Below are 26,413 nucleotides of genomic sequence, written 5' to 3'. Positions count from 1 at the left end.
CAATTAACATTAGAACATTGCCAAATAATAATTATAAATCAATTTATGCTTTAATGTAAATTATATTATTTTATAAGTTTCTCCATCAAACTCTATAATATCTCCCTTTGTAAGCTTCTTTCCTCTTCTTACTTCAATTTCATTATTTACTTTAACTAAACCATCTTGTATAAACATTTTAGCTTCAGAACCTAAAGATACAGCTCCACACCATTTTAAAAAAGAGTCTAATTTTATAATATCAGTATTTATTTCTATTTCCTTCATAATTAATTTCCTCGCTTTAAATTTAATTATTAACTAATCTAACAGGTAATACAAGGTATGTGCAATTATTGGTGTTCTTGTTTTTTATTATACAAGGACTCACACTACTTGATAATTCTATTACTACCTCATCTTCTTCCATTATTTTTAGAACATCAATAAGATATTTAGAATTAAATGCAATTTGAAGAGGCTCACCTTGCAAAATTATATTAAGCTCTTCCCTGACCATTCCCAATTGAGAATTTGAGGTTATTACCATATTCTCATCTTCTATATCAAACTTTATAAGATTTGTATTGCCATCCTTACCCATAAGTGATGCTCTTTCTATAGAATTAAGTAATACTATTCTTTTGGCAATAATTTTTAAATTATATTCCTCTGGAATTATTGAATTATATTTTATAAATTCACCTTCTAAAAGCCTTGATATAATTTTAGTTTCTCCAACACTAAATAAAATATGGTTTGGTGTGAATGTTATGTTCACACTTTCATCATTTTCCTCTAATATTTTGGATACTTCACTTAAAGTTTTTCCTGGTATTACTGCACTTATTATGTTATCCGTATCTAGAGTTTCAGATTTTAGCGCAAGCCTATATCCATCCAGTGCTACTAAGTTTAACTTTTTATCTTTTATTTCAAATAGTATACCTGTAAGTATAGGTCTTGTTTCATCTTGTGCAGTAGCAAATATAGTTCCTCTTATCATATTTTTTAATATGCTTTGAGGTATGCTAAATATCATATTTTCATTTATGTTAGGAAGTTCAGGAAAATCTTCTGAATTCATGTGTATAAGAGTGAATCTAGATTTTTTACATACAATTTCTATAGAATTATTGTCTATAGTAGATATATGTATAGTGTCATTATCCAGTTTTCTTATTATTTCTCCAAATATTTTTGCATCTATAACTATACTTCCTTCTTCAATTATGTCTGATTTTATTTTACTTTCTATACTTAAATCTATATCTGATCCTGTTAAAATCAATTCATTTTCATGGGTTTTTATATGTATTCCATTTAAGATAGGTAGAGTAGACTTTCCTGTTATAGCTTTTTGTACTGTAGATATTCCTTCTTGTAATATTGATTTTTCACATGTAAATTTCATAATATAGGTCCTCCTTATTCACAATATATTTTTAATATATTATAGATTAGATAATTATATATTTATAGTAGTAATAGTAGTAGGGGCTGTGATTATGTGGATAACTCATATAATCGTTGGTATAGCTGAAAAATTAAGAAAAAATAATTGTGGATAAGTAAACACATAACATTTGACTTTATCCACATAATTAGAACATAAATAATATTTCTTTGTTATCCACAAGATATTATTAAATAAGTATAAACAATTGTTTATATTTATTTTTGATTTATTCTCTTAGTAAGGTCGTTAACTGCATTTTGAAGACTTTCATCAACTTTTAAATTTCCGGATATTTTTTCATAAGCATGTATTACTGTAGTATGATCTCTTCCACCAAATTCTTCGCCAATTTTAGGTAGAGACATATCTGTAAGTTTTCGAGATAAGTACATGGCAATTTGTCGAGGAAAAGCAACATTTCGAGTTCTTCTTGCTGATTTAAAATCATCTACTTTGAGATTATAATAATTAGCAACCACATCTTGTATCAAATCTATAGTAACTTGCTTAGATTGTTTACTAGATATAATGTCCTTTAGAGCTTCAGCAGCTAAATCTACACTAATTTCTTTATTAGTTAGAGAAGAAAAAGCTACTATTCGAATAAGAGCTCCTTCTAATTCCCTTATGTTGGATTTTATTTTTGTAGCTATATATACCATAACTTCATTTGGTATATTTAGATTTTCTACATCAGCCTTTTTCTTAAGTATAGCCATTCTAGTTTCAAAATCAGGAGCTTGTATATCTGCAATAAGTCCCCATTCAAATCTAGAACGAAGCCTATCTTCAAGTGTAGGAATTTCTTTTGGAGGTCGGTCACTTGAAAGAATTATTTGTTTAGTGGCATCATGCAGAGCGTTAAATGTATGGAAAAATTCTTCTTGAGTCCTTTCCTTACCTGCTATAAATTGAATATCATCTATTAAAAGAACATCTATATTTCTATATTTGTTTCTAAAATCTACATTCTTATCATCTTTAATTGAATTTATAAGTTCATTTGTAAATTTTTCTGATGATACATAAACAACTTTGGAACTTGGATTATTTTCTAATATATAATGACCTATAGCATGCATTAAATGAGTTTTTCCAAGACCAACGCCCCCATAAATAAAAAGAGGGTTGTAAGCTTTAGCTGGTGCTTCTGCTACAGCTAAAGATGCAGCATGAGCAAACCTGTTACTATTGCCTATTACAAATGAATCAAAAGTATATTTTGGATTTAGCATAGTTGACATCTCATCATTGACATTTATATGTGATCTATTATCTTTTAATTTTGTTTTAGGCTCCTCCGAAGTTTGAACTTCTTCAGAAGCTATTGAAAATTCAACATTATACTTTTTGGATGTAATAAGCTTTAATGCATTTATTATCAAGTCTTTATATCTAGTATTAAGTATTCCTCGAGTAAAATCATTAGGAACACTTAAATGTAAGATATTATCGTCCATAGATAAAGGGATAATACTTTTTATCCAAGTATTAAAACTTACTTCAGTAAGTTCACCTTTTATTATGTTTAATGTTTTTTCCCATATTTCTTTTAGATGGGCATTCATTTTGTATCCTCCAGTCTTAAATAAAAAATAAAATTAACAATTTACGAACATAATTATAAACACTATTATAGTTTTTTGACAAATGTTTATAAAAATATTCACATGTTAACAAAATTGTTTATATTGTTGCATGCTGAAAAGTTATCAACATGAGTTAAAAAATAAATGTTAAGATTATAAACAGTGAATAATATTAAGTAGTTAGTCAAAAATATGAAAAGTATAAGTACTTTTCATATGATTAGAAACAAGTTATGCACAATTTTATACACAGCTGTGCATAACTTTTAAAAAAAATAAGTTATACACAACTCTCTATTAATAATATCAAAACCTGACAACCTATTCAAGAAGTTATCCACAAAAAAGAAATAAAAAATGTCACAGGCTAGTTTTTATTTCTTTTTTTACTTATAGAATTTATGTTGACATTGTAACTTCATGAATATATAATTTAATAGTGAAACTTTAAACATGGTAATGAGTTGATATTAACTTAAGCAAGTAATCCTCATAGGCTTAAAGTGAGTTTTAGAGGGTCATATAACTTACTTAAAAGGGGGTGTAGTTAGAATGTTCATGACTTATCAACCAAAAAAGAAACAAAGAAAAAGAGAGCATGGCTTCAGAAAAAGAATGAGTACTTCATCAGGAAGAAACGTTCTTAAGAGAAGAAGATTAAAAGGTAGAAAAAGATTAACAGCATAAGGGCCGCTTTTGTGGCCTTTTTCTGCAATTGCAGAAAAAAAGGAGCAAGATAAATGAAAAACCAAAAAGTAAGAAAAAATTCAGAGTTTAGGTTTATATATAGAAGGGGAAAATCTTTTTCTAATCATTTATTAGTATTGTATTTTTATAAAAATAAAAAAGATGTAAATAGAATAGGCATATCAGTAAGTAAAAAAGTAGGCAAAAGCGTTACCAGAAATAGAGTTAAACGATTAATTAAGGAAAGCTACAGATTGAATAATAGTGAATTATTAACAGGATATGACTTAGTTTTTATAGCAAGAAGTGCTGCTAGTGAAAAGAGTTATAATGAAATAAGTGATGCTATTAAAAATCTTTTAAAAAGGGCAGGACTGTATAATTAATGAAAGAATTTTTAATTTTTTTTATTAAATCATATAGAAAGTATATATCTCCTTTAAAGAGGCCTTGTTGTAGGTTTTATCCTACATGTTCACAGTATGCTTTAGATGCTTTAGAAAAGTATGGTGTATTAAAAGGTGGATTTTTGGCTATAAAAAGAATATTGAGGTGTAACCCTTTCAATAAAGGTGGATATGATCCAGTTAAATAAATCGTCAGGAGGTTTATATTTTGCAATATTTAAATAATGCATTTGTTCAATTTTTTGAATTAGTACATCATGGAGTCGCAGGAGTGATACCTAATAAGAATATTTCTTACGGTATAGCGATTATTTTAGTTACACTTATAATTAGAATTATATTACTTCCTCTAAATATAAAACAAACTAAATCTTCGTTAGTTATGAGTGAATTGCAACCTGAAACAAAAAAAATACAGGAAAAATATAAAAATGACCCACAAAGGGCACAGCAGGAAATGATGAAGCTCTATAAAGAAAAAGGAGCTAGTCCACTTAGTGGCTGTTTACCAATGCTTATTCAATGGCCTATATTTATAGCACTTTATTATGTATTTAATAATTTGCATGGTATAGATGGAGTTCATTTCTTATGGATAAGTGATTTAGGAAAAAGAGATATTTTTCTTGCTATTTTATCTGGTTTAACTACATATTTTTCTGGATCTTTAATGATGATGTCAGGAGATAGTGCTCAAGCAAAACAGTCAACTACAATGAATGTAGGTATGTCTATATTTATGGTGTTTATTAGCTGGAGTTTAAAATCAGCTTTAGTATTATATTGGGTAGTAAATAATTCAATTCAAATAGCACAAACACTAGTAATGAAGAAAGTTGATAAAAACAAAGGCAATATTAAAGCCTAGGGGGTGACCTGTATATGAAGGTTATAGAAATGACAGGAAGAACTGTTGAAGAAGCTTTGAAAGTTGCTTTAAATGATTTAAATGTTACAGAGGATAAAGTTGAAGTAGAGATTTTGGATTCAGGGAAAAAAGGATTTTTTAATATAGGTTTTAGACCTGCAAAAATAAAAGTAACGGTTAAGAGAGATTATATTTATGAAGCTAAGGCTTTTTTAAGAGACATATTAAACTGTATGAAAGTTAAAGCTGAAATAAGAACAAAAGAAGAAGGTAATTTAATAAAAGTATCTTTAACTGGTCCAGATATGGGTATACTTATAGGGTATAGGGGTGAAACTTTAGATTCATTACAATATCTTATAAGCCTTGTTGTTAATAAAGGGCATGACGGTGAATACAAGAGAGTAATTTTAGATACTGAAAATTATAGATTAAAAAGAGAAGAAACTTTAAAAAGACTTGCAAGAAGAATAGCAGATAAAGTTAGAAAAACTGGAAGGGCTGTAAAATTGGAGCCAATGAATCCTTACGAAAGAAGAATAATTCATTCTGCGCTTCAAGATGATGTTTCAGTAGATACGTATAGTGAAGGGGAAGAGCCTCATAGAAGAGTTGTAGTGGATTTAAAGAAAGCCTAATGGCTTTCTTTTTGCTTTATAATAGTAAGTTTTAATAAGGAGTGAGGGAATGAAAGAATTTGATACTATAGCAGCAATAAGTACTGTTTTAGGAGAAGGTGGTATATCCATCATAAGAGTTTCTGGAGATAAAGCATTAAAAATAGTAAGTGGTTTGTTTAGAGGAGTAAATGAAAAAAAGCTAGATGATATAAAACCTTATACTATTAGATATGGGTTTATTATAGAAAAGGATACTGGGGATACTTTAGATGAGGTTTTGGTAAGTTATATGAAAGCACCTAGAAGTTTTACTGCTGAGGATACAGTTGAAATAAATTGTCATGGTGGTGTAGTAGCAACCCAAAGAATACTAGAAGAAGTAGTTAAAAATGGAGCTAGGATAGCAGAACCAGGTGAATTTACAAAAAGAGCATTTTTGAATGGAAGAATTGATTTAAGTCAGGCAGAAGCTGTTATAGATATAATTAGAGCTAAAACTGAACTTTCAATGAAATCAGCTGTGGCTCAATCTAAAGGAAAAGTTTCAGAAGAAATAAATTTAATAAGAAATAAGCTTTTGGAAATTGTTGCTCATATAGAGGCTACAGTAGATTATCCGGAAGATGATCTAGAAGAGGTAACTGCTGATAAAGTTACAATGCAATTAAAAGATGTAGTTGGGGATGTGAATAACATACTAAAAACTGCAGAGGAAGGAAAGATAATTAGAGAAGGTCTTAATACTGTTATTGTAGGAAAGCCTAATGTAGGAAAGTCCTCACTTTTGAATTCTCTTTTAAGAGAAAAGAGAGCTATAGTTACAGAAATACCTGGGACTACAAGAGATGTAATAGAAGAATATATAAATATAGATGGTGTTCCTGTAAAGATTGTAGATACTGCAGGAATTAGAGAGACAAATGATTTTGTAGAGAAAATAGGAGTTGAAAAATCTAAAGAAAAGATAAATGAGGCTGATTTAATTATATTAATGTTAGACTTAAGTAGAGAATTAGATAATGAAGACAGGGAAATTATAGATTATATAAAAGATAAAAAATATATAATTTTGTTAAATAAAAGTGATTTAGGTGGTAAAATAAATAAAGAGGATATAAAAAATCTTAATTCCAATTATATAGTAGAAACTTCTGCTAAAACAGGTGAGGGATTGGATAAACTTAGAGAATGTATAAGAGAATTATTTTTTAAAGGTGAAGTTACATCAAAGGATATACTTATAACCAATACAAGACATAAAGAAGCTTTAATAAGAGCAAACGAAAGTTGTGCTCAAGCTTTAGATGCATTAAAAAATACGGCAGCTATAGATTTAGCTTCTATAGATATAAGGAATGCTTGGATGAACTTAGGAGAAATAACTGGAGATACATTAGAAGAGGATATAATAAATAAAATATTTTCAGAATTTTGTTTAGGAAAGTAGGAAAAATTGTATGGAATATTTTGCTGGAGAGTACGATGTAGTTGTAATTGGAGCAGGTCATGCAGGTTGTGAGGCAGGCCTAGCTTCAGCTAGGATGGGTTGTAAAACTTTAATGTGTACTATGAATTTAGATAGTGTTGGATTTATGCCATGTAATCCTAATGTAGGAGGTACAGCTAAAGGACATTTGGTAAGAGAAATAGATGCATTAGGTGGAGAAATGGGTGTAAATATAGATCACACATTTATTCAATCAAGAATGCTTAATACATCCAAAGGACCTGCTGTCCATTCTTTAAGAGCTCAAGCTGATAAAAAGAGATACTCTGAGAGAATGAAACATGTTATAGAAAAGGAAAAAAATCTTTATTTAAGACAAATTGAAGTTGTAGACATAAAAGTAGAAAACAATAAAGTTTGTGGTGTACTAACTAAAAATGGAGCTTATTTTAAAACAAAAGCTGTTGTACTTACTACAGGAACTTATTTAAGAGGAAAAATTATAATAGGAGAAGTTAGTTATAGCGGAGGACCAAGTGGACTTTTTCCGGCTAATGAATTATCACAAAAACTTATAGATTTAGGTATAGAACTTAGAAGATTTAAAACTGGTACACCTGCAAGAGTAAATAGAAGAAGTGTTGATCTTTCAAAAATGATAGAACAAAAAGGTGATGAAAAAATAGTTCCTTTTTCCTTTATGAGTGATAACATTGATAGAGATCAGGTATCTTGTTATTTAACGTATACTACAGATGATACACTTAAGGTTATAAGAGATAATATACATAGATCACCATTATATAATGGAACTATAAAATCAGTAGGACCTAGATATTGTCCTTCTATAGAAGATAAAGTTATGCGATTTCCTGATAAGGAAAAACATCAAATATTTATAGAACCAGAAGGAGAGAATACAGAAGAATTATATGTAGGAGGTGCTTCTAGTTCATTGCCAGAGGAAGTACAGCTTGCTATGTACAAAACGATAGAAGGACTTGAAAATGTGGAAATTTTAAGAACAGCTTATGCAATAGAATATGATTGTATAAATCCACAGCAACTTAAGTTGTCATTAGAATTCAAAAGTATAGAAGGGCTTTTTGGAGCTGGTCAGGTAAACGGAAGTTCAGGATATGAGGAAGCTGCAGCACAAGGAATTATTGCTGGAATAAATGCTTCTCTTAAAATTAAAGAAAAAGAACCTTTGATTTTGAAAAGATCAGATGCATATATAGGTGTGCTTATAGATGATTTAGTAACTAAAGGTACAGAAGAACCATATAGAATGATGACATCACGTTCAGAATATAGATTGATTTTGAGACAGGATAATGCAGATTTAAGATTAACAGAGATAGGCCATAATATAGGTTTAGTTAATGAAGAAAGATATAATAAATTCTTAAAAAGGAAAAAAACCATAGAAGAAGAAGTAGCTAGAATGAAAAATATTCAAGTTAATCCTAAAAAAGAAGTTATTGAATTCTTAGTATCATTGAATTCTACAGAGCTTAAAAAATCTATCAGTTTATATGAGCTTATAAAAAGACCTGAACTTGACTACTTCAAAGTAGAGCCTTTAGATAATGATAGAATTGAATTACCAGACGATATAAAAGAAGAAGTTAATACTATTTCAAAATATGAAGGATACATTAATAAACAGTTAGAACAGGTAGTACAATTTAAAAAATTTGAAAATAAGACTATACCAGATAACATTGATTACAATGATATAAATGGTTTAAGATTAGAAGCTGTACAAAAACTGAGTAAGGTGAAACCTATGAATATAGGGCAAGCTTCAAGAATTTCAGGTGTTTCTCCTGCAGATATATCAGTGCTTTTAATATATCTTGAAAGGGAATATAGAAGTAAAAGTCAAAGTAATTAAATGTTTTAGAATGGAGAATAATTTATGGAATATTTTGATATAATGAGTCAGGCTTGTAAGGATGTAGCATTACCTTTTAATGAAGATACTTATAATAAGTTTAGTCAGTATAAGGATATGATTAAAGTTTGGAATGAAAAAATTAATTTAACAGCTATAGTTGATGATGAACAAATATTTAAGAAACATTTTATAGATTGCATAAAAATTTTTAAATTTTCTCCTTTGAAGCAAGCTAAAAATGTTATTGATATAGGTACTGGAGCCGGATTTCCAGGAATACCCATAAAAATTATGAAACAAGAATTAAATTTAATACTTTTAGATTCTTTGAATAAAAGAATAAATTTTCTAAATGAAGTAGTAAGTAAAATTAACTTAAATAATGTAGAAACTATTCATGGTAGAGCAGAAGATTTTTCCAGACAACCTAAGTATAGAGAACAAGTTGATGTTGCAGTATCAAGAGCTGTTGCAAATCTTGCGGTGTTAAGTGAATTGTGTATTCCATATGTTAAAGTAGGAGGATATTTTGTTGCTATGAAAGGTCCTTCTGTGGATGATGAAATTAAAGATGGTAAAAGAGCAATATCCATTCTAGGTGGAAAAATTGATGACATTATAAAAATAAATATTGAAGATAGTGATTTAGATCATAATCTTGTTATAATAAAAAAGGTAAAAGAAACACCAAAGGCGTATCCTAGAAAAGCTGGAACGGCTAGCAAGAAACCTTTAAAATAATTGTAATAATTTGTAGGAAAAAAATTAGAAAAAATAGAAGGATTTTATAAAAAGATAAAGAAATGTTAATAATAGGAAAACTCAAGAGGGATGGTTAAATATGCAAGAAAATATTAATTATATACCAGTTGATTTAATTTCACCTAATGTATATCAACCCAGAAAACATTTTGATGAAGAAAGTTTAGAAGAGTTAGCACAGTCTATTAATACATATGGTATAATTCAGCCTTTATCAGTTAGAAAAATAGGTGAAGATAAATATGAATTAGTAGCAGGTGAAAGAAGACTGAGAGCAGCAAAAAAAGCTGGATTAGAAAAAGTTCCTGTTATAATAGTAGATATAAGTGACAGGGAATCTGCAGCTATTGCACTTTTAGAAAACTTGCAAAGAGATAACTTAAATTTTTTAGAAGAAGCAGAAGCTTATTATAATTTAATAAAAGATCATTCATATACACAAGAAAAATTAGCAGAGGCTATAGGAAAGAAACAATCTACTATTGCAAATAAAATTAGATTATTAAGGTTAACACCTGAAATAAGAAATATTGTTTTAGAAAATAATTTGACAGAAAGACATGCTAGGGCATTGCTTAAATTGCCCACAGAAAAACTTCAAAAAAGTGTTTTAAATGTAGTAATAAAAAAATCATTAAATGTTAAAAGTACAGAAATATTAGTAGAAAAGCAACTAAGTAAACTAGAACCTAATAAAGGAAAAGATAGTAAGAAAAAAATAAAAGGAATATTTTCACCTAGAGTATATATAAACACTGTTAAACAAGTATTTGATAGATATGGACTTAATGCAAAGTATTCATCTGAAGATTTAGAAGATGAAATACAAATTACTATAAAAATACCTAAAAAATAAAATGTTTCACGTGAAACATTTGTTAAATCCCATAATCATTTAAATTTTACTTAATTTTTCCTTGAGCTATTTTAATAGCTCAATTTTTTTTATGAAACTTAAAGTGAAATTTTTGTTAAAGTACTTTAAATGTTTCATTTAAAAATATATAATTAAAAATAAGGCGTTTATATCACGAATAATAATTTACTAATGCTTTTATTATAAGGTTGGTGGCGATCATGAAAATAATATCAATATTTAATCAAAAAGGTGGAGTTGGGAAAACTACTACAGCTATAAATTTAAGTGCTTATCTAGCTATGCAAGGTTATAAAATACTAAACATAGATATTGATCCTCAAGGTAATACTACTAGTGGATTAGGATTTGATAAGAGAACTATTAATGAATCCATATATGATGTTTTAACTTCTGATGTAAGTTTAGATGAAGTCATGAAAAAGTGTGAGTTAGTGGATAATTTTTATATTATACCATCTACAATGGAACTGGCAGGAGCAGAAGTTGAACTTATAGATAAGCCTAATAGAGAAAATATCTTAAAGGAGAAGATTAAACAATTAAATGAAAAGTTTGACTTTATATTTATAGACTGTCCTCCATCTTTAGGATTACTTACTATTAATGCTCTTACATTATCTAATAGTGTACTTATTCCAATACAATGTGAATTTTATGCGTTAGAAGGCGTAGGACAACTTGTAAACACTATACAACTTGTAAAGAAGTCCCTCAATAAAAATATTGAGGTTGAAGGAGTAATTATGAGTATGTATGATGGTAGAACTAAGCTGTCAAATGAAGTTGTAAATGAAGTGAGAAAATATTTTAAAGATAAGGTTTATGATGTAACTATTCCAAGAAATATAAGGTTGGCTGAAGCACCAAGTTTTGGTTTACCAATAATGCTTTATGATGATAAATGTAGAGGAGCAGAAGCATATGAAAATTTAACTAAAGAATTCCTAAAGAGACAAAAGGAGTGAGGTTGTATTGAATAAAAAGTTTGGATTAGGAAAAGGACTTGGAGCGTTGATACCAGATCAACCAATTAGTGAAAATGAATCTAAAACTAATGATAGCGTAAGTTTAATAAATATAAATTTAATAAAAGCTAATGGAAATCAACCAAGAAAAAACTTTGATGAACATAAAATTATCCAACTTTCAGAGTCAATAAAGGAACATGGAATTATTCAACCTATAGTGTTAAAGGCTGACGGAGATACATATAGCATAATAGCTGGGGAAAGAAGGTGGAGAGCAGCTAAAATTGCAGGTATTAAGGAAGTGCCTGCAATAATAATGGATTTATCTGATAAGGAGATTTTGGAAGTTTCTTTAATAGAAAATATACAGAGACAAGATTTAAATCCTATAGAAGAAGCGTTAGCTTATAAAAGGTTAATTGAAGATTTTAAATTAACTCAAGAAGAATTAAGTAATAGGATTGGTAAGTCAAGAACTTCCGTAACAAATTTGTTGAGATTGTTAAATATTGATGATAGAGTAAAGGATTATTTAATTGATGGCGTTATATCAGAGGGACATGCAAGAGCTTTGTTGAGTTTGGAAAATAAAGATGTTCAATATGAATTAGCTCAAGAAATAATAGATGAAGGCTTAAGTGTAAGACAAACAGAAAAACTTATTAAAAATTTAAGTAGTAAAAAAGCATTGCCTACAAAACAAGTAAATGATTTAAATCCATATTATGTTGATATAAAAAACAAATTAGAAAATTTATTTAGAACTAAAGTTCAATTAAGTGATAAGAAGAATAAAGGTAAAATAGAAATCGAATATTATTCTAATGAAGATCTTCAAAGAATACTTGAGATATTAAAAATTACAAATTAAACTATAAATTTTCAGCTCTAATGTTTCACGTGAAACATTTACGGAAGGAGAAACAAAATGCAAAACATCATAGGAATAATAAACAATTTTCAAATTTATATTATTGGTGCACTTTTTATAATAGTAATAATACTATTTATTATGGTAATTTGTGCTTTTAAATCATTAAGTAGGATGGAAAGCAGATATAGGAAGTTTATGAGAGGTGTAGATAATAAAAATTTAGAAGAATTAGTAACAGGTTATCTAGATAAAATAGATAAGGTAGAAAAAAATTCAGATGATATAAAAGAACTATATAAAACATTAGATTCAAGAGTAAAAGGATGTGTTCAAAAAGTATCTGTAGTAAGATATAGAGCATTTGAAGATGTGGGAAGTGATTTAAGCTTTTCAATATCATTATTAGATGAAAATAATGATGGTGTTATTATTACTGGAATATATGGTAGAAATGAAAGTACTACATATGCTAAACCAGTGGATAGAGGAATATCAAGATATGATTTATCAGAAGAAGAAAAACAAGTATTGCAAAATTGTTTAAATAAAATTTAAAGTAATGAATAAGAAACCTCCTTAAGGGAAATATTAACCTATAAAGGAGGTTTTTTTTATGAAAATTTTTATTTCAGAAGAATTTACATATATAAAGCAGCAGTTAAGAAAAAGAGGATATAATGTTATAGATGAAATAAGAAATAAAGAATGTGATGTTATAATATGTAATTTAAAAAATGGTGGATTAATAAATTCTAATATATATAATAGTGTAAAAGAAGAAGGCATGTTAATAATAGATTCTGGCAGTAAAAGTATAGAAGAAATAGAGTGCATACTAAATAATAGGTCATATAACAGATTGTTTTAAGATGCCTTCAAAATTTATATTCTTTATTGTGCATTAGCATTTTCCGTAAACTTATTAGCAAAAATCTTAGTGGATTTTTTGCCACCAATAGTTTTTAATATTGAATGGTATAATCCTTTATATATAACTTCTACAATTTGCATTACTGTAAATAACCTTGTATTTTGTAAAACCATAAATTCCATAGCACCAGATATATTTACTATTCCTGTTATACTTAAATCTCCAACTTGAGGCAAATCTTTATTCATAGCAGAGCCAGGCTTTAATGGCTTCGATTCTAATACTATATTTCCAACGTTCTGAATACTACCTAAACATGCATCAATAGCTATTATAAAAGGATTTTCAAATTTGTTATTAACTTCTTCTATAATATTAGAAAGGTTTTTTGCATGAACAGGATTTTCAAGATTTCCATATAAAAATACCTTATCTCGAATTAAAAACTTTAATTTGTCTCCTACTAAAGGTCCTAGGCTATCACCAGTAGATCTATCAGTACCTATACATAGGATAATTATAGGTCTACCTAATTTGGCTATAGGATAAATTTCTTTACTTAAAACATCTCTTAATTGAAAAACAGAATTTGGTGATGAGGAATCTAATACTAATTTATTTATCATATAAAAAACCTCCTGTTATTATGAATTTTAACCATATGAAGGTTATTTATACGTAAATTTTTATTTTTTACACATAAAAAGTTCCTAATAAATGAATATTAGGAATTCTCATTTTAAACTATATTAATTTTTTTAAATATATTGTAAAAAACTACAAGGAATATACAAAAAATTATACCAGAAATTCCATTTAATTTAAGACCTATAAATAAAGCTGCTAAAACTGCTACCGGGTTGATCCCCAATGAAGATGATACAATTTTTGGCTCAATTATTTGTCTTATTATTGATACTAAAATATAAGAAATAATAATTCCAAATGCAGTTATATAGTTTTTGAATAAAAAAATATATATTATAGCAAGAGGAATATATATAGTTCCTATACCTAGAATAGGTAAAATGTCTACAAAAGCGCATAATACACTTAGAACAATTGCATATTTTACTTTGAAGAATAAAAATACTATAATAGTTTCTAAAAAAGTTATTCCTATAATAAGCATATAGGACATTATATAGTTAACAAGCATTTTTTTTGTTTCTAAATAAATATAAAATATTTTATCTGTTTTATTTTCTGGAATAATGTTTAAGAACTTATCTTTAACATCTACGATATCTTTAGTGAAAAAGTATGTAGCAAGTAAAGTAAAAAGTATAACCATAATTATATATGGAATTGATGCTAAAAATCCTAGTAAAGTAGATACAATTTTACCAGTGATAAATACAGTTATATTAGAAAGTTTAGTAACAAGACTAGAAAAGTTTTTATCTACAGCATTAATTATATTAGGATCAAGATTTTTATAGTATTTTTGAAGCTCTTCAAAAGAATCATATACATTAGATGAATTCTTTGAAATATATAATTGGATATTTTTGCCTAATTGAATAGCTTCTGATGTAAACATACCTATTCCAAAAGATAAAATTAAAACTAAAATAGTAAAAAAGGTAATTGTAGTTATTAAAGATGCTATTGAGCTTCTAATTTTAAATGTTCGCATAATATATTTAGTTGGTTTTTTTAAAATTAATGCAAATAGTAAAGCTAGTACGAATGGTAGAGTATAATTTATAGTGCTAAAGAATGTTAAAAAAACTATAGTATATATTATAAAAAAAATTACAATTTTATCAATTTTGTTTAGTAAATCTTCCATTTAATTCACTCCACCTTTTTAAAAATAAATATATGGTGATATATGTTTTTTAATGTGATTCTAAATATTCAATGATAAATCTTAGAAGCATTATTTAAACAATATTTACAAACAATACCTAATATAGATTGCTGTAAATGAAATTTTTATAAACTAACATATATAAGTAACGCTATGAAATATTATTTCTGTTATAATAGAATATAATGTTATATAGACCATATCCTATTGATATAAGATTAGAAAATTAGGATATTAATGTATAATATTCCACTATATACAATTATAAACCAAATTAATTGTATATAGAATAAAAACTTTAATTTGAGAGGAGGAAAATTCATTTTAATAATGAATTGGAATTTATGGATATTTATTACGTTATAACTTTTCAAAATACACATGGTGCTATAAGTGGTGAAAGTATTTTAAAAAATAATAATATTAAGGTAGAAATAATGCCAACACCAACAGTAATCACCAAAAGTTGTGGAATAAGCATAAAGATTGAAACTGAATTTATAGAACAAGTAAAAAGCTTAGTAGAAAAAGGTGAACTAGTCATAAAGAATATTTATGAAAAAAGTGGAACTGGATATAAGACTTACACTATATAAGTACAGGTGATAATAATGAAAAATTTAGTTTGTTATTTTACTTTAAATTTCAACTTGGATAAATACGGAATAAAGTTTGGAGATTTAAATAAGCAGAGTATTTATAACTTTGGATTAAATGTGGTTAAAGTAATAGTCATTTTAGTATTTATGTATTTAATTATTAAAATAGGAAATGGAATTATAAATAGATATGTTTCCAAACAAAAAAATTTTAAATTTTCTTTAGATGATAAAAAAGCTAAAACAGTAGGTGCTGTTTTAAAAAGTATACTTAGATATTCAGTATATTTTTTTGGCGTTTTTGGCATAATAGAAGTTTTATTTAATAAGATTGGATTAACCTTTGCAGGAATAGGAGGAGTAGCCTTAGGTTTTGGTGCTCAAAGTCTTATAAAGGACGTTATTAATGGCTTTTTCATATTATTTGAGGATCAATTTACTGTTGGTGATTATATTAATGTAGATGATAAGGGCGGAATAGTAGAAAGCATGGAGCTCAGAGTTACAAAAATAAGAGATTTCAATGGAGATCTACATATAATACCAAATGGACTTATAACTAAAGTAACAAATCATTCAAGAGGTAACATAAGGATTATGGTAGATGTAGATGTATCTCATGATGAAGATTTAGATAGAGCAATAAAGATAATATCGGATTTATGTGATAGGTTTAAAGAAGAAAATGAATGTGTTACGGAAGGACCAAAAGTATTGGGTATATCTGCATTAAAAGAAGATAGAATTACTATAAGAGTTGCTGGCAAATCCAAACCTATGACTCAATGGGATGCAGAAATGAAACTTCGAAAGGAAATAAGAGATGTTCTAAATAGTGCTAATATAAAAATACCTTATGCAAAAGTAAAGGTAGTTAAGGAGTGATAATATGGTAAAAAACTTTTATCTCGGTGATATAGTAGAAATGAAAAAAGGACATCCATGTGGAGGAAACGCTTGGGAAATAATAAGACTTGGAGCTGATATAAAGGTAAAATGCTGTAACTGCAGCAGAATAGTTATGATACCTAGAAGTAAATTTGAAAAAGATGTAAAAAAGATAATAAAACAGAATGTTCCAGAAGAGAAATAGCTTGATTTTTATAACAATAAGTGATAAAATGTTTAATTGTAATCCCTGCTGTGTAAAGCACAGCCGTTAGTCCAAGGGGAGGAGGTGAAATCTAATGAGAAAATATGAAACTATATTCATATTACACCCATCATTAGACGAAGAAGCTGTTAAAGCTAACGTTGAAAAGTTTAAGGGCGTAATAGAAAATGGTGGAGGCGTAGTAGATAACGTTGATGCTTGGGGCAAGAGAAAACTTGCTTATGAAATAAACAAGATTGGCGAAGGTACTTATACTCTAATAAATTTCAGCGCTGGTCCTGAATTACCAAAAGAGTTAGACAGAGTATTCAGAATTACAGATACTGTTATAAGACACATAATAGTTAAAGATGAAAAATAGGTGGTGTTTTTATGAACAAGGTTGTTTTAATTGGAAGATTAACCAAAGATCCTGAGTTAAAATTTACTCCAGGAAATGGTACAGCTGTTGCCACCTTTACTTTAGCCGTTGATAGAAAATTTTCTAGAGATGGTCAAAAAGAAGCTGATTTTATCCCTATAGTAGTATGGGGAAAACAAGCTGAATCTACAGCAAATTATATGAGCAAAGGTAAGCTCATGGGAGTTTGTGGTAGAATTCAAACTAGAACATATGATGCTAAAGACGGTACTAGAAGATATGTTACTGAAGTTGTTGCAGATGAAGTACAATTCCTTGAATGGGGAAGTGGAAATAGATCAGCAGCACCATCATTTAACGAAGCTTCATCTGAAGAATTTGGAAATACTCAAGGCTTTAATGAAAAAGCCTATGGAGAGGATATCACGCCAGTAGATGATGGAGATATCCCATTTTAAAGGTAAGGAGGGATAAGGATGCAAAATAATAGAGATGGCGGCAGAAGAAATTCTGGCAAAATGAGAAGAGCTAAAAGAAAAATTTGCAGTTTTTGTATGGATAAAGCTGAATCAATAGATTACAAAGATATAAATAAGTTGAGAAAGTATGTTACAGAAAGAGGTAAAATTCTTCCAAGAAGAATTTCCGGAAACTGTGCAAAACATCAAAGACAACTTACAGATGCTATAAAGAGAGCAAGAAATATAGCATTACTACCATTCACAACAGAATAGTGGAATTTAAGGTGAAGGATTTTTTATTCTTCACTTTTTATTTTTTGTTTATTTATATAATATTATAAATTGACAATGCTATTTATAAAACTTATACTTTAGAATATGATTGTGGTAAAAGTATACAATAGAAATATTTTTATGAAAACGTTTGTTCAGTAGATAATGTTGACAAGTGTAATTAATAGAATTTAAAATATAAAAATCATGTTTCAATTTATGTATAATGCTATTATGTATTAGCTAAAACTTTAATAAGCATAGATTTATTGCATAAATGCATAAAAATAACTAAAATAGAAGTATAGCTTTGAGGGGGATGGGGGTAAATGAGAAAAGAAGATTTTAATATAATGTATAATGTGAAAGTAATAGAAGAATTGAAAGCAGATCTTTTATGTACAATTGGTGATTTGTTTAAAATACTTACTAAAGGTAGTAATATAGCTCAAAATGCAATATTAGATTGTATTTCAGGGGCAATAATAGTATTATACTTACTATCTGAACGACTTGGATATTCACATACAGCTGTAGATGAAAACATGAGAAAAAAGTTAAAAGTAGGAATAATAGAAGAGGATAAAATAGAGAAAGAAGGTAAGGATTTAACTAAGCTGTATAATCATTTAAAGGAAAGAGAATAATGGAGGAAAAGATGCAAAATAGAAGTTATAGCACAAAGTCAGTAGTTGAAGCAGGGTTAATATCAACTCTAATTGTAGTAATTATGCTTGCTAACTTATATGTACCTGTGTTGGCGGTTGTTGGTAAATTAATCTTACCAATTCCTGTAATAATACTTTATATAAGACATAATTTGAAAGTTACATTAGCTGCAGTAGTAGTTAGTTCAATTATAGTAGCTATGTTAAGTGATCCGATACAAGCATTTCAATGCTTAATTATACTTGGTACTGTTGGAGTGACTTTAGGATATTGTATAAAACATAAAAAAAGTAACAGTTTAACCTTAATTATGTTAACTATGATGTCTGCTATAGGAATTACAATAAGTTTTGTTATATTAGTACACTTAGCAGGACAACAGGGAATTATAGATTTTCTGTCAAATCAATTACAACAATCTGTAAGTATGACAAAGCAAATGTATGCTGGTATGGGATTAACTAAAGAACAATCAGCTGTATTAGATAGTATATATGAATTTGCTAAGCCAGATAATTTAACAAAAAACTTTCTATTAATTATAATTTTGTCTGGATTCATGTCAGCATGTTTAAATTATTATGTAACTAGAGTGATACTAAAAAAATTAAAATATGATACAGTAGAAGTAAAACCTTTTACTAATTTTTATATTAATAGTAAAATGGCAGCAATAGTAGCTATTTTCATTTTAATAGGAGTATTGCTTACTAAAAATAACATGTCTATAGGTAGTTCTATAACAACAGCTGGCTATGGTATTCTTCAAATTATCCTTTTACTAAATGGAGCAGCCTTTGTTTTATATTATTTAAGAAATAAATTTAATATGTCAAAATTAATTTCAAATTTAATATTAATATTTACTATTTTTTCTCCGCTCCTTGTAGTTTTCATTTATTTAGGACTTATAGATATATTATTGGATTTTAGAAAACTTGACCCAAATAGAAGAAGGCCTAAAGAAAAATAAATGGGGGCTTATTAAATGGATAAAAAATATAATTATTTTATAACCGGTAACAAAGTATATATGATCATAATAGCTATTCTTATTTCAGTAATTATAGTTTATAGGCATTTTTATATAGGAATAGTATTTATAAGTTTATATATAATTCTTGTAGTATATAATATGAAAAATACAAAAGTTAGGCAAACAGAATGGAAGAAATTTATAGAGAATTTTTCATCTCAGTTGGATAACGCAACTAGAAATACTTTAGTAAAGATGCCTTTTCCATTAATTATGATAGATAAAAAAGGAGAAATTCTTTGGTATAATCAGAAATATTCTTATATAATTAAAAATGAAGATATATTAGGTAAAAATATTAATGGTGTAATTAAAGAAATTAATTTAAGACAAATTTTAGATGGTAAAAAAAATATGATGAAGAATGTTAAACTAAAGGAAAATTATTATGATATATATAGTAATGTAGTTGATATATCTGATAACTTAGAAGATAGAATAATACTTCTGTACCTTTATGATGTTACACAGATGTTGAAAATTGTTAAGAACTTAGAGTTGAATAAATATACTATAATGCTTATGGAAGTAGATAATTTTCATGATGTAATTAAAACCATTGAGGAAGGCCAAAGACCATTAATAGTTGCAGAAATAGAAAGAACAATAAATTGTTATGCTCAAAGTTTAAATGCAATGATGAGAAAATATGATGATAATAAATATGTATTATGTGTTCAAGATAATTATGTTGAAAAAGAGATGGAAAAAAAGTTTGAAATATTAGATAATATAAGAGAGATAAATATGGGCAATAAACTAGCTGTTACTTTAAGTATAGGAGTAGGACGTGGTGGAGAGACTCCGCTGCAAAATGAAAATTTTGCAGCATCTGCTAAGGAACTAGCACTTGGAAGAGGTGGAGATCAAACTGTAGTTAAAAATGGAGAAAAGTTATCCTTTTATGGAGGAAAAACAAAAGAAGTAGAGAAAAGAACTAAGGTAAGAGCAAGAGTCATAGCACATGCTCTGGTAGAATTAATAAATGCTAGTAGTGATGTTTTTATAATGGGACATATAAATCCAGATATAGATTGTCTTGGAGCTGCTGTTGGAATATATAGTACAATAAAATTTTTAAAAAAGGATTGTCACATAGTATTAGAAGAAACTAATAGCAGTATAAACTTAATTTTAGAAAAAATTAAAAATGAAGAAGATTATGAAAAGGTATTTATAAGTAGCAAAGAATGTATAGACAATATGAAATATAATAGTTTACTTATACTTGTAGATGTTCATAGCAGAGGGTATGTTCAAGACATAAAAGTAGTAGATGCTTTTGAAAAAATAGTTATAATAGATCATCATAGAAAGTCTACAGATTTTGTAGAAGGAGCACTTTTAAGCTATATAGAACCATATGCATCATCTACATCTGAATTAGTTACAGAAATGCTTCAGTATATGGTTGAAAAACCAAAAATAAAAATAATAGAAGCAGAAGCTCTTTTGGCAGGAATTTGTGTTGATACTAAGAATTTTTGTTTTAAAACTGGTGTAAGAACTTTTGAAGCTGCCTCTTTTTTAAGAAGATTGGGAGCAGATACTGTGGATGTAAAAAAATTTTTTGCAGATGATTTAGACACCTATTTAAAAAGAGCTGAAATTATAAAGTCAGCTGAAATATTTAATAATATAGCAATAGCTGTATGCCCCAATGAAATAGAAGATATTGTATTAGCTGCACAGGCTGCTGATGAATTGCTAAATATTACAGGTATCAAAGCATCTTTTGTTTTTGTTAAAATAAAAGATAATGTATGTATTAGCGGAAGATCTTTAGGAGAAGTCAATGTGCAAGTTATACTTGAATCTTTGGGTGGAGGAGGACATATGACTATGGCAGGGGCAACAATTAAAAAAGTCACATTAGATGAAGCTTTAAAAAAACTTAAAGATGCCATTGGCAAATACATTATGGAAGGTGAAGAATAATGAAGGTTATACTTTTAAAAGACGTAAAATCAGTAGGAAAGAAAGGAGATATAATAAATGCTTCTGATGGATATGCAAGAAATTATTTATTACCAAGAGGACTTGCACAAGAAGCAACAGGTACTAATGTTCATATATTAAATAACAAAAAGGAAGCTGAAAGAAGACAAAAACTTGCAGAAATAGAAGCAGCTCAAAAGATTGCTGAAAGCTTAAAGGGAAAGGAAATAAACCTTTCAGTTAAAACAGGTGAAAATGGAAAATTATTTGGATCAATAACAGGAAAGGATATAGCTGATGAATTAAATAAAAAATATAATTTAAAAGTTGATAAGAAAAAAATCGTAGTAGATAACATAAAACAAGTTGGAACTTATGATGTAGAAGTAAAACTATATCCTGAAATTTCAACTAAAATAAAAGTTATTATAGCAGAAAAATAAGGGGGAGAACCTGTGAAATCACAATTTGTGAATGATATAGAAGATGAATTTATTGACAATATATCAATTGAGACCCAAATAAATGTATTGTATGAGATATTAAATAAGGTATTGGATGAAGGTACTATAAGATCTAGGACAGTAAAATATAAATTACAAAGCTATGTGAAAAGTAAAGACATGCTAAAGAGGTTGTATGCTTTGAACATGATAGTAAGTGATGGTAAGGGATTACAAACTATGCCTACTGAATCAAATGCATGTAAGGTTTTAGAAGATACAAATGTTTGGATTTCAGAAGCTTTGGCAACAAAGTATGTAAAAAGCAAAATAGAGCAAGAAGTAGAAAAAAATCTTATAGAAAAGCAAGATAAGTATTTAGATGAAGTAAGATTAGGAATTATAAAAAAGCAAAAAGGACCAGAAAATGCAAAGACACTTAAAAAATATGCTCAACTTGAAGTTTTAGATTCTAATAAGTTAAGTAAAAATATTCAGAGCATTTTAAGACCAGGATGTTTTTCTGAAATTGTAGGACAGGAAAGAGCTATAAAATCTATATTATCAAAGTTAGCATCACCATATCCACAACATATTATACTATATGGTCCACCAGGGGTTGGAAAAACTACAGCTGCAAGATTAGCATTAGAGGAAGTTAAAAAATTGCAGTATACTCCTTTTGAAGAAAGTGCTAAGTTTGTGGAAGTTGATGGTACTACTTTAAGATGGGACCCAAGGGAAATAACAAATCCATTATTAGGTTCAGTGCACGATCCTATATACCAAGGTACAAAAAGGGATTTAGCAGAAACTGGTACTCCGGAACCAAAACCTGGACTTGTAACAGAAGCTCATGGAGGAATACTTTTTATTGATGAAATTGGAGAATTAGATGAAATGCTCCAAAATAAATTATTAAAGGTATTAGAGGATAAAAGAGTAGAATTTTCATCTTCATATTATGATCCAGATGATGAAAGTACTCCTAAATATATAAAATATCTTTTTGAAAATGGAGCACCAGCAGATTTTATATTAATAGGAGCAACAACTAGGGAGCCTAATGAAATAAATCCAGCGCTCAGATCAAGATGTACAGAAGTTTATTTTGAACCTTTAAGCTCAAGTGATATAAAGAAAATAGTTGAAAACGCAGCAAACAAAATTGATATTAATTTAGAAGAAGGCGTAGCAGAAACTATAAGTAGATATACAATAGAAGGTAGAAAAGCTGTTAATATACTTGCAGATGCATACGGATATGTTTTATATAATCAAAAAGGAACTGATTTGAATTCAAAAGTTTTAATAACAAATGAGGATTTAAATGAGGTTATAAGCATAAGTAGATTGGTACCTTTTGAAGATGTTAAAAATGAAGTAAAATATGAAATTGGACATATATACGGGTTAGGTGTTAGTGGATATATTGGATCTACATTAGAGATAGAAACAGCTGTTTTTGAAGCAAAAGAAAAAGGCAAAGGTTCAGTAAGATTTAATGATACTGCTGGAAGTATGGCAAAAGATTCTGTATTTAATGCAGCTTCTGTAATAAGAAAAATAGCAGATAAGGATTTAAGTGACTATGATATACATGTAAATGTTATAGGAGGAGGTAAAATAGATGGACCTTCTGCTGGAGCAGCTATTACAATATGTATTATAAGTGCACTTTTAAATAAGCCATTAAGGCAAGATGTAGCTATAACTGGAGAAATATCTTTAAGAGGTAAAGTAAAGCCTGTTGGAGGTATATTCGAAAAAATTTATGGTGCAAGAAGAAAAGGTATAAAGCTTGTAATTATGCCTGAAGATAATATAAAAGAAGCGCCAACAGAGCTTGAAGATATAGAAATAAAAGCAGTAAAAAATATAGAAGAATTAATGAAAATAGTTTTTGAAAGTAATTCTAAGGAGAGATAACGAATGGATGCACCTCTTAGAAGTATGCCTCATAATATAGAGGCAGAGCAAAGTGTAATAGGTTCAATGCTTGTAGATAAAACTTCCATAGCTGAGGCTATGGAAGTTTTAAAAACTGAGGACTTTTATAAGGATGCACATAAAGTTATATTTAATGCTATATTAGATTTGAATCAAAAAGATGTAGCTGTTGATATAATAACTCTTACAGAAAATTTAAAATCTAATGATAAACTAGATGCTGCAGGAGGAATAACTTATATAAGTGAATTAAGCGGTTCAGTAGTTTCTACAGCAAATATACAATCCTATATAAAAATAGTAAAAGATAAATCAGTATTAAGAAAACTTATTAGATCCTCTACAAAAGTAATAGAAGAAAGCTATAATAGCCAAGATGATGTATTAGGGGTTATTGATTTAGCAGAAAAACAAATATTTGATATTTCTAACAATACTAATACTGCTGATTTTGAACCAATGAGTACTGTTTTGGAAAGAGGATTTATAGAAATAGAAAGGCTTTTTAATAATAAAGGTCAAACCACAGGAGTACCTTCAGGATTTAGAGAACTTGATGCTAAAACATCAGGATTTCAAAAAGGTGATATGGTGCTAATTGCAGCAAGACCATCTATGGGAAAAACTACATTTGCTTTAAATATAGCAGAAAATGCGGCTTTAAGAGAAGGAAAAAGTGTAGCTATTTTTTCTTTAGAAATGTCTAAGGAACAGTTAGCATATAAGCTTTTGTGTTCTGAGGCTCATGTAGATATGCTTAGATTAAGAACAGGTAATCTAGATGATAAAGATTGGGAAAACATTGCTAAAGCATCAGGTCCACTTGGCGGCGCTAAAATATACATAGATGATACAGCAGGTATTTCAGTTATGGAAATGCGATCTAAGTGCAGAAGATTGAAGATAGAGCATGGAATAGATATAATAATGGTGGACTATCTTCAGTTAATGTCAGGAAGTAAAGGATCAGAAAGCAGGCAGCAGGAAGTATCAGAAATATCTAGATCTATTAAAGCACTGGCAAAAGAAATGCAATGTCCAGTTGTTGCACTATCGCAGTTATCTCGTGCACCAGAAGCAAGAACAGATCATAGACCTATGTTATCAGACCTTAGAGAGTCAGGTTCTATAGAACAAGATGCTGACGTGGTTATGTTTTTATATAGGGATGAATATTACAATAAAGAAACAGAAGAGAAAAATGTGGGTGAATGTATCATTGCAAAGCAAAGAAATGGTCCTACAGGTACTGTTAAACTTGCTTGGCTTGGACAATTCAGTAAGTTTGGTAATTTGGATGTTATACACCAACAATAAAAATGAGGCTAGCTTTTTACAGCGAGCCTCATTTTTAAATTTAAATACAACATTGAATTTTTATGCTGTAAAAATATTAATGAATATCTATTCTTCTCTGAGATTCTTTAGTTTTTTCTTTTTTGGGAAGAATAACTTTTAATACACCATCACTAAAAGATGCATCAATAGTGTTTTCATCTACATTGTCTATATAAAAACTTCTCTTAAATTCTCCATATCTTCTTTCTCGTCTTACATAATTTCCATTTTTATCTTCTACATCGTCCTGACGTTTTGCTGATATAGTTAAATAGTTATTGTTAAGATTAATATCTATATTTTCTTTTTTTATACCAGGTAAGTCAGCTTCTATCATGTAGTTATTTTCATCTTCTTTTAAATCTACTTTGAAGCCATTTCCGAATGTAGAAATATTTGATGGATAGAACATATCATCGCCAAAGAAATTGTTCAAAAAGCTATCGAAAATATCGTCACCTCTTTTATTTATGGAATTGTTTCTTCTAAAAGGAATCATATCAAACATAATAAAAACCTCCTTAATTTGTTATTATTTTTATTTGTATATTGTGTTTATGCTTATATAATAATACAAAGGTCAAAGAAAGTCAAAGTAAGAAAGATTAGTATTTAAATGGTTTTAATAGATATTTAAATTAATATTAATTTAAATTGTTTAAATAGTAATTATAAGTTAAAAATAACATGATATTAAAAAATATGATGAAATTTTATTAAAGGTCAAAAAATTTTTATGATTTTTGACCTTTAATATTATATTTAAATACTAATAAATTAAATAGGATTGATTTATAAAAAGGTTATAGCATCTTTACCATCCGGGATATATTGTAAAATTAAATTAATTATGAGAATAGTTGATTATATTTACAAAGTGTATTAAAATTATAAATGTGTAAGAACTAAAGATGCTCCTATGGCTCAGCTGGTAGAGCAACTGATTCGTAATCAGTAGGCCGCAGGTTCGAATCCTGTTAGGAGCACCAGTAATGCCAATGGATTTACAAATTTTATAATTTAAAGCAATTATAAATACACCTATTGTGATAAGATGAATAGGTATATAAAAAAATTAAGGTATATATAATACTAGATTAT

The 26,413-nt window shown here is 28.1% G+C and carries 31 protein-coding genes and 1 tRNA gene; 26 read left to right on the top strand and 6 right to left on the bottom strand.

Annotated elements, in window-relative coordinates; all coding sequences use genetic code 11:
* Nucleotides 1-60 precede the first annotated feature (60 nt).
* The 3 genes from yaaA to dnaA form a co-directional block, all read right to left on the bottom strand.
* Entirely contained in the window at nt 61-267 is a 207-nt protein-coding gene (yaaA, locus tag Ccar_RS20740; protein ID WP_007063333.1) for a S4 domain-containing protein YaaA, read from the bottom strand.
* Between the two features lie 22 nt (nt 268-289).
* Nucleotides 290-1,393, bottom strand: coding sequence for a DNA polymerase III subunit beta (dnaN, locus tag Ccar_RS20735; protein ID WP_007063334.1), 1,104 nt, complete (start codon nt 1,391-1,393; stop codon nt 290-292).
* 260 nt (nt 1,394-1,653) lie between these two features.
* The gene (gene dnaA / locus Ccar_RS20730) at nt 1,654-3,006 is read right to left on the bottom strand and encodes a chromosomal replication initiator protein DnaA (RefSeq protein WP_007063335.1); all 1,353 of its coding nucleotides are present in this window, start codon (nt 3,004-3,006) and stop codon (nt 1,654-1,656) included.
* A 573-nt stretch (nt 3,007-3,579) separates the two neighbouring features.
* On the opposite strand from dnaA, the gene rpmH reads away from it, so the two are divergent.
* The 13 genes from rpmH to Ccar_RS20665 all read left to right on the top strand — a co-directional run bounded on the left by rpmH (nt 3,580) and on the right by Ccar_RS20665 (nt 13,311).
* Complete coding sequence (gene rpmH, locus Ccar_RS20725; RefSeq protein WP_007063336.1) at nt 3,580-3,714, top strand: 50S ribosomal protein L34; 135 nt, start codon at nt 3,580-3,582, stop codon at nt 3,712-3,714.
* A gap of 53 nt (nt 3,715-3,767) precedes the next feature.
* The gene (rnpA, locus tag Ccar_RS20720; RefSeq protein ID WP_007063337.1) at nt 3,768-4,100 is read left to right on the top strand and encodes a ribonuclease P protein component; all 333 of its coding nucleotides are present in this window, start codon (nt 3,768-3,770) and stop codon (nt 4,098-4,100) included.
* Nucleotides 4,100-4,309 carry a membrane protein insertion efficiency factor YidD gene (yidD, locus tag Ccar_RS20715; protein ID WP_007063338.1) on the top strand — a complete coding sequence of 70 codons (210 nt, stop codon included), beginning with the start codon at nt 4,100-4,102 and terminating at the stop codon, nt 4,307-4,309. The genes rnpA and yidD overlap by 1 nt, the downstream gene beginning before the upstream one ends.
* Nucleotides 4,310-4,329: 20 nt before the next feature.
* Nucleotides 4,330-4,989, top strand: a complete 660-nt coding sequence (locus tag Ccar_RS20710; RefSeq protein WP_007063339.1) for a membrane protein insertase YidC — start codon at nt 4,330-4,332, stop codon at nt 4,987-4,989.
* A gap of 14 nt (nt 4,990-5,003) precedes the next feature.
* Nucleotides 5,004-5,627 (top strand): RNA-binding cell elongation regulator Jag/EloR, encoded by a 624-nt coding sequence (gene jag, locus Ccar_RS20705; protein ID WP_007063340.1) that lies wholly within the window; start codon nt 5,004-5,006, stop codon nt 5,625-5,627.
* 49 nt (nt 5,628-5,676) lie between these two features.
* Nucleotides 5,677-7,056: a tRNA uridine-5-carboxymethylaminomethyl(34) synthesis GTPase MnmE gene (gene mnmE / locus Ccar_RS20700; RefSeq protein ID WP_007063341.1), complete on the top strand. Its 1,380-nt coding sequence runs from the start codon at nt 5,677-5,679 to the stop codon at nt 7,054-7,056.
* A gap of 10 nt (nt 7,057-7,066) precedes the next feature.
* A complete protein-coding gene (gene mnmG, locus Ccar_RS20695) occupies nt 7,067-8,956 on the top strand; it encodes a tRNA uridine-5-carboxymethylaminomethyl(34) synthesis enzyme MnmG (RefSeq protein WP_007063342.1) in 1,890 nt (629 codons plus the stop codon).
* Between the two features lie 24 nt (nt 8,957-8,980).
* Nucleotides 8,981-9,700 (top strand): 16S rRNA (guanine(527)-N(7))-methyltransferase RsmG, encoded by a 720-nt coding sequence (gene rsmG, locus Ccar_RS20690; protein ID WP_007063343.1) that lies wholly within the window; start codon nt 8,981-8,983, stop codon nt 9,698-9,700.
* Nucleotides 9,701-9,800: 100 nt separating this feature from the next.
* Complete coding sequence (gene noc / locus Ccar_RS20685) at nt 9,801-10,577, top strand: nucleoid occlusion protein (protein WP_007063344.1); 777 nt, start codon at nt 9,801-9,803, stop codon at nt 10,575-10,577.
* 221 nt (nt 10,578-10,798) lie between these two features.
* Nucleotides 10,799-11,566 carry a ParA family protein gene (locus tag Ccar_RS20680; RefSeq protein ID WP_007063399.1) on the top strand — a complete coding sequence of 256 codons (768 nt, stop codon included), beginning with the start codon at nt 10,799-10,801 and terminating at the stop codon, nt 11,564-11,566.
* Nucleotides 11,567-11,573: 7 nt separating this feature from the next.
* Nucleotides 11,574-12,440: a ParB/RepB/Spo0J family partition protein gene (locus Ccar_RS20675; protein WP_007063400.1), complete on the top strand. Its 867-nt coding sequence runs from the start codon at nt 11,574-11,576 to the stop codon at nt 12,438-12,440.
* 57 nt (nt 12,441-12,497) lie between these two features.
* Nucleotides 12,498-12,998, top strand: a complete 501-nt coding sequence (locus Ccar_RS20670) for a DUF4446 family protein (protein WP_007063401.1) — start codon at nt 12,498-12,500, stop codon at nt 12,996-12,998.
* 58 nt (nt 12,999-13,056) lie between these two features.
* Nucleotides 13,057-13,311, top strand: a complete 255-nt coding sequence (locus tag Ccar_RS20665) for a YkuS family protein (RefSeq protein ID WP_007063402.1) — start codon at nt 13,057-13,059, stop codon at nt 13,309-13,311.
* A gap of 23 nt (nt 13,312-13,334) precedes the next feature.
* Here the strand turns inward: Ccar_RS20665 and yyaC are convergent, their stop codons facing one another.
* Entirely contained in the window at nt 13,335-13,940 is a 606-nt protein-coding gene (yyaC, locus tag Ccar_RS20660) for a spore protease YyaC (protein WP_007063403.1), read from the bottom strand.
* Nucleotides 13,941-14,053: 113 nt separating this feature from the next.
* Nucleotides 14,054-15,109: a sporulation integral membrane protein YtvI gene (ytvI, locus tag Ccar_RS20655; RefSeq protein ID WP_007064801.1), complete on the bottom strand. Its 1,056-nt coding sequence runs from the start codon at nt 15,107-15,109 to the stop codon at nt 14,054-14,056.
* Nucleotides 15,110-15,474: 365 nt separating this feature from the next.
* Here ytvI and Ccar_RS20650 point away from each other — a divergent pair, with 365 nt between their 5' ends.
* From Ccar_RS20650 to Ccar_RS20595, 12 genes are all read left to right on the top strand, one after another.
* The gene (locus tag Ccar_RS20650) at nt 15,475-15,726 is read left to right on the top strand and encodes a putative Se/S carrier protein (protein ID WP_007063405.1); all 252 of its coding nucleotides are present in this window, start codon (nt 15,475-15,477) and stop codon (nt 15,724-15,726) included.
* A gap of 15 nt (nt 15,727-15,741) precedes the next feature.
* Nucleotides 15,742-16,614: a mechanosensitive ion channel family protein gene (locus Ccar_RS20645; protein ID WP_007063406.1), complete on the top strand. Its 873-nt coding sequence runs from the start codon at nt 15,742-15,744 to the stop codon at nt 16,612-16,614.
* A gap of 4 nt (nt 16,615-16,618) precedes the next feature.
* Nucleotides 16,619-16,822 (top strand): DUF951 domain-containing protein, encoded by a 204-nt coding sequence (locus tag Ccar_RS20640; protein ID WP_007063407.1) that lies wholly within the window; start codon nt 16,619-16,621, stop codon nt 16,820-16,822.
* A 94-nt stretch (nt 16,823-16,916) separates the two neighbouring features.
* Nucleotides 16,917-17,204: a 30S ribosomal protein S6 gene (rpsF, locus tag Ccar_RS20635; protein WP_007063408.1), complete on the top strand. Its 288-nt coding sequence runs from the start codon at nt 16,917-16,919 to the stop codon at nt 17,202-17,204.
* 11 nt (nt 17,205-17,215) lie between these two features.
* Complete coding sequence (locus tag Ccar_RS20630) at nt 17,216-17,662, top strand: single-stranded DNA-binding protein (RefSeq protein ID WP_007063409.1); 447 nt, start codon at nt 17,216-17,218, stop codon at nt 17,660-17,662.
* An 18-nt stretch (nt 17,663-17,680) separates the two neighbouring features.
* Entirely contained in the window at nt 17,681-17,938 is a 258-nt protein-coding gene (gene rpsR / locus Ccar_RS20625; protein ID WP_007063410.1) for a 30S ribosomal protein S18, read from the top strand.
* 329 nt (nt 17,939-18,267) lie between these two features.
* A complete protein-coding gene (locus Ccar_RS20620) occupies nt 18,268-18,585 on the top strand; it encodes a MazG-like family protein (RefSeq protein ID WP_007063411.1) in 318 nt (105 codons plus the stop codon).
* Between the two features lie 11 nt (nt 18,586-18,596).
* Nucleotides 18,597-19,580 carry a YybS family protein gene (locus Ccar_RS20615; protein ID WP_007063412.1) on the top strand — a complete coding sequence of 328 codons (984 nt, stop codon included), beginning with the start codon at nt 18,597-18,599 and terminating at the stop codon, nt 19,578-19,580.
* 15 nt (nt 19,581-19,595) lie between these two features.
* Nucleotides 19,596-21,581, top strand: a complete 1,986-nt coding sequence (locus Ccar_RS20610; protein ID WP_007063413.1) for a DHH family phosphoesterase — start codon at nt 19,596-19,598, stop codon at nt 21,579-21,581.
* Nucleotides 21,581-22,024, top strand: coding sequence for a 50S ribosomal protein L9 (rplI, locus tag Ccar_RS20605; RefSeq protein ID WP_048030379.1), 444 nt, complete (start codon nt 21,581-21,583; stop codon nt 22,022-22,024). The genes Ccar_RS20610 and rplI overlap by 1 nt, the downstream gene beginning before the upstream one ends.
* Nucleotides 22,025-22,036: 12 nt before the next feature.
* Nucleotides 22,037-23,953, top strand: a complete 1,917-nt coding sequence (gene lonC / locus Ccar_RS20600) for a Lon family ATP-dependent protease (protein ID WP_007063415.1) — start codon at nt 22,037-22,039, stop codon at nt 23,951-23,953.
* 3 nt (nt 23,954-23,956) lie between these two features.
* Complete coding sequence (locus tag Ccar_RS20595) at nt 23,957-25,291, top strand: replicative DNA helicase (RefSeq protein ID WP_007063416.1); 1,335 nt, start codon at nt 23,957-23,959, stop codon at nt 25,289-25,291.
* Between the two features lie 76 nt (nt 25,292-25,367).
* On the opposite strand, the gene hsp18 is transcribed toward Ccar_RS20595, so the two are convergent.
* The gene (gene hsp18 / locus Ccar_RS20590; RefSeq protein WP_007063417.1) at nt 25,368-25,820 is read right to left on the bottom strand and encodes a heat shock protein Hsp18; all 453 of its coding nucleotides are present in this window, start codon (nt 25,818-25,820) and stop codon (nt 25,368-25,370) included.
* Nucleotides 25,821-26,225: 405 nt separating this feature from the next.
* On the opposite strand from hsp18, the gene Ccar_RS20585 reads away from it, so the two are divergent.
* Nucleotides 26,226-26,301 (top strand) — tRNA-Thr (locus Ccar_RS20585).
* Nucleotides 26,302-26,413: the final 112 nt, after the last annotated feature.

The organism is Clostridium carboxidivorans P7 (assembly GCF_001038625.1).
In the GTDB taxonomy this organism is placed as follows: domain Bacteria; phylum Bacillota; class Clostridia; order Clostridiales; family Clostridiaceae; genus Clostridium_AM; species Clostridium_AM carboxidivorans.
The sequence above is the reverse complement of the archived record's forward strand: the minus strand, read 5'-3'. Positions and strand labels throughout refer to the sequence as shown.

Bases quoted from the DNA above. Each gene is read 5' to 3' on its own strand.
- mnmG (WP_007063342.1), top strand. From the start codon at position 7,067: ATGGAATATTTTGCTGGAGAGTACGATGTAGTTGTAATTGGAGCAGGT.
- Ccar_RS20610 (WP_007063413.1), top strand. From the start codon at position 19,596: ATGGATAAAAAATATAATTATTTTATAACCGGTAACAAAGTATATATG.
- mnmE (WP_007063341.1), top strand. From the start codon at position 5,677: ATGAAAGAATTTGATACTATAGCAGCAATAAGTACTGTTTTAGGAGAA.
- Ccar_RS20680 (WP_007063399.1), top strand. From the start codon at position 10,799: ATGAAAATAATATCAATATTTAATCAAAAAGGTGGAGTTGGGAAAACT.
- ytvI (WP_007064801.1), bottom strand. From the start codon at position 15,109: ATGGAAGATTTACTAAACAAAATTGATAAAATTGTAATTTTTTTTATA.
- yidD (WP_007063338.1), top strand. From the start codon at position 4,100: ATGAAAGAATTTTTAATTTTTTTTATTAAATCATATAGAAAGTATATA.
- yyaC (WP_007063403.1), bottom strand. From the start codon at position 13,940: ATGATAAATAAATTAGTATTAGATTCCTCATCACCAAATTCTGTTTTT.
- Ccar_RS20615 (WP_007063412.1), top strand. From the start codon at position 18,597: ATGCAAAATAGAAGTTATAGCACAAAGTCAGTAGTTGAAGCAGGGTTA.
- Ccar_RS20620 (WP_007063411.1), top strand. From the start codon at position 18,268: ATGAGAAAAGAAGATTTTAATATAATGTATAATGTGAAAGTAATAGAA.
- dnaA (WP_007063335.1), bottom strand. From the start codon at position 3,006: ATGAATGCCCATCTAAAAGAAATATGGGAAAAAACATTAAACATAATA.
- dnaN (WP_007063334.1), bottom strand. From the start codon at position 1,393: ATGAAATTTACATGTGAAAAATCAATATTACAAGAAGGAATATCTACA.
- rpsF (WP_007063408.1), top strand. From the start codon at position 16,917: ATGAGAAAATATGAAACTATATTCATATTACACCCATCATTAGACGAA.
- Ccar_RS20630 (WP_007063409.1), top strand. From the start codon at position 17,216: ATGAACAAGGTTGTTTTAATTGGAAGATTAACCAAAGATCCTGAGTTA.
- Ccar_RS20665 (WP_007063402.1), top strand. From the start codon at position 13,057: ATGAAAATTTTTATTTCAGAAGAATTTACATATATAAAGCAGCAGTTA.
- yaaA (WP_007063333.1), bottom strand. From the start codon at position 267: ATGAAGGAAATAGAAATAAATACTGATATTATAAAATTAGACTCTTTT.
- jag (WP_007063340.1), top strand. From the start codon at position 5,004: ATGAAGGTTATAGAAATGACAGGAAGAACTGTTGAAGAAGCTTTGAAA.
- hsp18 (WP_007063417.1), bottom strand. From the start codon at position 25,820: ATGTTTGATATGATTCCTTTTAGAAGAAACAATTCCATAAATAAAAGA.
- Ccar_RS20650 (WP_007063405.1), top strand. From the start codon at position 15,475: ATGGATATTTATTACGTTATAACTTTTCAAAATACACATGGTGCTATA.
- rnpA (WP_007063337.1), top strand. From the start codon at position 3,768: ATGAAAAACCAAAAAGTAAGAAAAAATTCAGAGTTTAGGTTTATATAT.
- Ccar_RS20595 (WP_007063416.1), top strand. From the start codon at position 23,957: ATGGATGCACCTCTTAGAAGTATGCCTCATAATATAGAGGCAGAGCAA.
- rpmH (WP_007063336.1), top strand. From the start codon at position 3,580: ATGTTCATGACTTATCAACCAAAAAAGAAACAAAGAAAAAGAGAGCAT.
- Ccar_RS20645 (WP_007063406.1), top strand. From the start codon at position 15,742: ATGAAAAATTTAGTTTGTTATTTTACTTTAAATTTCAACTTGGATAAA.
- rsmG (WP_007063343.1), top strand. From the start codon at position 8,981: ATGGAATATTTTGATATAATGAGTCAGGCTTGTAAGGATGTAGCATTA.
- rplI (WP_048030379.1), top strand. From the start codon at position 21,581: ATGAAGGTTATACTTTTAAAAGACGTAAAATCAGTAGGAAAGAAAGGA.
- rpsR (WP_007063410.1), top strand. From the start codon at position 17,681: ATGCAAAATAATAGAGATGGCGGCAGAAGAAATTCTGGCAAAATGAGA.
- noc (WP_007063344.1), top strand. From the start codon at position 9,801: ATGCAAGAAAATATTAATTATATACCAGTTGATTTAATTTCACCTAAT.
- Ccar_RS20640 (WP_007063407.1), top strand. From the start codon at position 16,619: ATGGTAAAAAACTTTTATCTCGGTGATATAGTAGAAATGAAAAAAGGA.
- Ccar_RS20670 (WP_007063401.1), top strand. From the start codon at position 12,498: ATGCAAAACATCATAGGAATAATAAACAATTTTCAAATTTATATTATT.